The 4,276-nt window shown below is 34.0% G+C and carries 4 protein-coding genes; all 4 read left to right on the top strand.

Annotation, left to right across the window (positions count from 1 at the left end; translation table 11 throughout):
• The coding region (locus P8M54_RS07655; RefSeq protein WP_300286872.1) for a thiamine pyrophosphate-dependent enzyme at window positions 1-1,212 on the top strand (1,212 nt) is incomplete at its 5' end.
• A 95-nt stretch (window positions 1,213-1,307) separates the two neighbouring features.
• A complete protein-coding gene (ilvN, locus tag P8M54_RS07650) occupies window positions 1,308-1,835 on the top strand; it encodes an acetolactate synthase small subunit (RefSeq protein WP_300286870.1) in 528 nt (175 codons plus the stop codon).
• Between the two features lie 8 nt (window positions 1,836-1,843).
• A complete protein-coding gene (gene ilvC, locus P8M54_RS07645) occupies window positions 1,844-3,316 on the top strand; it encodes a ketol-acid reductoisomerase (protein WP_300286868.1) in 1,473 nt (490 codons plus the stop codon).
• 454 nt (window positions 3,317-3,770) lie between these two features.
• The coding region (locus P8M54_RS07640; protein ID WP_300286866.1) for an AMP-binding protein at window positions 3,771-4,276 on the top strand (506 nt) is incomplete at its 3' end.

Here is a 4,276-nt window from a genome sequence, read left to right as displayed (position 1 = left end):
GATATTACTAAAAATGCTCAATTTGATGAATTTGACTTTAGTTATGAAAAATGCACAGGAATAAGAAGTTATGTAGCCGTTCCAAAATTAAAATTAGATAAAGTTGCAGCAGCCGCAGCTTTAATTAACCAAGCTAAAAAGCCTTTAATTGTTTTTGGGCAAGGAATTATACTTGGACAAGCTGAGGCATTATTCAAAGAATTTGTAGAGAAGTCAGGTATACCAGCAGCATGGACCATTTTAGGTCTTTCTGCTTTACCAACGAATCACGATTTAAATGTAGGAATGTTGGGTATGCATGGAAACTATGGGCCAAATGTTTTAACAAACGAATGCGATGTTTTAATTGCACTAGGAATGCGTTTTGATGACCGCGTTACTGGAAATTTAGCAACTTACGCTAAACAAGCCAAAGTGATCCATTTTGAGATTGATCCAGCCGAAGTAGACAAAAATGTAAAAACTGACGTAGCTGTAATTGGAGATGTAAAAGAAGCACTTACCGCGTTGTTGCCATTAATTGAGAAAAAATCACATGTCGAATGGCACAATGAATTTAAAGAAAAATACAAAATCGAACTAGAAACTGTTATTAATGAAGAATTAAAACCAACTAATAACAAAGGAATTTCAATGGGAGAAACTATTGAAATGATAAATAAACATTCAAAAGGGGAAGCTATTTTAGTTTCAGACGTTGGCCAGCACCAAATGTTTACGTGTAGATACGCTAAATTCAATACAACCAAAAGTAATGTAACTTCAGGAGGTTTGGGTACCATGGGATTTGCACTTCCCGCAGCAATAGGTGCTAAAATGGGAAGACCAGATCGCGAAGTGGTAGCAATTATTGGTGATGGAGGTTTCCAAATGACCATTCAAGAATTAGGAACTATTTTTCAAACAAAAGTACCCGTAAAAATTGTAGTCCTTAACAATGAATTCTTAGGTATGGTAAGACAATGGCAAGAATTATTTTTTGACCATAGATATGCTTCAACAGAAATGATTAATCCCAATTTTGTTGCAATTGCAGAAGGATATTATATCAAAGCCAAAAAAGTAACCAAACGAGAGGATTTAGATGGAGCAGTAGCCGAAATGTTAGCTTCAAAAGAGTCGTACTTTTTAGAGGTAATGGTAGAAAAAGAGAATAATGTATTCCCTATGATACCTACGGGAGCCTCAGTTTCAGACATTCGTTTGTCATAAAATAGTTTAAAGTTTAGGGTTTGAAGTTAGTACCAATTGATGAAAGGTACTCCACTTTAAATTTTAAACATAAGACTTTAAACCTAAAAAATAAAATGGAAAATCAAACATTCACCATTTCTGTTTATTCAGAAAATAACGTGGGATTACTAAATAGAATTTCAGGAATATTCTTGAAGCGTCACATTAATATACTAAGCTTAAATGTTTCTGAATCAGAGATTGAAAACGTTTCTCGATTTATTATTGTAGTCAATACAACTGAAAAATGGGTACAAAATATTGTTGGTCAAATAGAAAAGCAAGTAGAAGTAATAAAAGCTTTTTATCATGTAGATGATGAGACTATATTTCTAGAAAATGCTTTATTTAAAATTGAATCAAGTCTTTTATTTGATGAAAAACAAATTCAAAATATCATCAAAGAAAGTAATTCGGAAATAGTTACCGTAGCACGAGATTTTTTCGTGATTTCTAAATCAGGCCGACGATCAGAGATATCGGAACTGTATGATAAATTGAAGCCTTTCGGAATTATGCAATTTGTACGATCAGGAAGAATATCAGTTTCAAAAGAAAAAATGGAAATTTCAACATTATTAGAAGAACTAAAACAAAAATAAAAAAAGCAATGGCAAATTATTTCAATACATTACCACTACGATTACAACTAGAACAATTAGGTGTTTGCGAATTCATGGACCAATCTGAATTTGCAGATGGCATCGCCGCTTTAAAAGGAAAAAAAGTAGTGATTGTAGGTTGTGGAGCGCAAGGGTTAAACCAAGGATTAAACATGAGAGATTCTGGTTTAGACATCTCTTATACCTTAAGGCAAGAGGCAATAGACCAAAAAAGAGCGTCTTTTATGAATGCCGCAGATAATGGTTTTAAAGTAGGAACGTATGAGGAGTTGATTCCTACGGCCGACCTAGTTTGTAATCTTACTCCCGATAAGCAGCACACCGCAGTAGTAACTGCTATCATGCCTTTAATGAAAAAAGGTGCTACTTTATCGTACTCACATGGTTTTAATATTGTGGAAGAGGGTATGCAAATTCGCAAGGATATCACAGTAATTATGTGTGCTCCAAAATGTCCAGGTTCAGAAGTTCGTGAGGAATATATAAGAGGTTTTGGCGTACCTACGCTGATTGCCGTTCATCCTGAAAATGATCCTAATGGCTTTGGTTTAGCTCAGGCAAAAGCGTATGCTGTTGCAACAGGAGGACACAAAGCAGGTGTATTAAGATCTTCGTTTGTTGCGGAAGTGAAGTCGGATTTAATGGGGGAACAAACCATACTATGCGGATTATTACAAACAGGATCAATTCTTTGCTTTGATAAAATGGTCGCAGAAGGTATTGATGCGGGTTATGCTTCTAAGTTGATTCAATACGGTTGGGAAACCATTACCGAAGGATTAAAATACGGTGGAATTACCAATATGATGGACCGTTTATCCAACCCAGCTAAAATTGCAGCCTTTAAAGTTGCAGATGAATTAAAAGATATCATGCGTCCTTTATTTCAAAAACACATGGATGACATCATTTCGGGTCACTTTTCAAAAACAATGATGGAGGACTGGAACAATGATGACAAAAATCTATTAACCTGGAGAGCAGCGACTGGAGATACAAACTTTGAAAAAACAGCTGCAGGAGATTTCGAAATTTCAGAGCAAGAATATTATGACAATGGTGTTCTAATGGTTGCTATGGTAAAAGCGGGAGTAGAATTGGCTTTTGAAGCCATGACGCAATCCGGTATTATTGAGGAGTCAGCTTATTACGAGTCGCTACACGAAACGCCACTTATTGCAAATACCATTGCTAGAAAAAAATTGTTCGAAATGAACCGTGTTATCTCTGATACTGCTGAATATGGCTGTTATTTATTTGATCATGCTTGTAAACCGTTGATAGCTGATTATGTAAAAAACGCGCCAAGCAATTTAATAGGTCGTCCTTTTAATAACGGAGAAAACGGGGTAGATAATAAAGAATTAATTGAGGTTAATAGCATCATCAGAAATCATCCAGTTGAAGAAGTAGGAGCATGGCTAAGAGAATCTATGACCGCAATGAAAAAAATAGTTTAAAAAATAAATTAGATAGGAATTACCATAAGGGAGCGCGTTTTAAAGGTTTATAATACTATCAAAAGTTGCTTGTTATTTTTGAATTAGTTTCAATAAAAGACTTTAAAATGATAATTATGATGCGTTTTACTATCACTTAACTAGCTTAAAGCGATTTGGTTAAGTGAGGTAATTCCTTATTTTTAGTACTATTTCTATTTTAAACAGCCACAAGAATAATCCCTTTTATTGTACCCAAAATTGCAGTCCTATCTTTTTTAAATAACTCTGTTTTTTTGAAAGCTCTTTGTACTCCAAATTTTAATCTGTTTGTACTAAAACGGTTGTAAATTGTAGTATTCTAAAAAATTCAGACCTTACTTTTGATAAAATGTATTTTTTTGTTCAAATTAATGATTTTAATTGTTTTTACTTTCAAGCCTTATTTAATACATTTATAAAAAAATAAATAAGCATGAGTTATTATAAAATCGAAAATTTAGAACAATACTTTAAACATTATAATAAATCAGTTCGTGAACCAAGAAAATTTTGGGGAAAAATTGCTGAAGAAAATTTTACTTGGTACCAACAATGGGACAAAGTTGTTGAATTCAACATGGCCGAAGGTGACATCCAATGGTTTACTGAAGCAAAACTTAATATTACAAAAAACTGTATTGACAGACATCTAAATAAAAGAGGAGATAAAACAGCAATTATTTTTGAACCTAACAATCCTAATGAAGAGGCGTTGCATATCACTTATACTGATTTGCACCAACGCGTTTGCAAAATGGCTAACGTTTTAAAAGAACAAGGAATTTCCAAGGGAGATCGTGTTTGTATTTATTTACCCATGATTCCGGAACTTGCAGTTGCAACCTTAGCTTGTGCTAGGATAGGAGCAATTCATTCAGTGGTATTTGCAGGATTCTCAGCTACAGCGGTAGCAACGAGAATAAATGATAGCGATTGTAA

Origin of the sequence: Flavobacterium sp. (genome assembly GCF_029242675.1) — a bacterium.
Classification (GTDB): Bacteria; Bacteroidota; Bacteroidia; order Flavobacteriales; family Flavobacteriaceae; genus Flavobacterium.
Note: the sequence above shows the minus strand (reverse complement) of the source record. Positions and strands in the feature narration are given on the sequence as shown.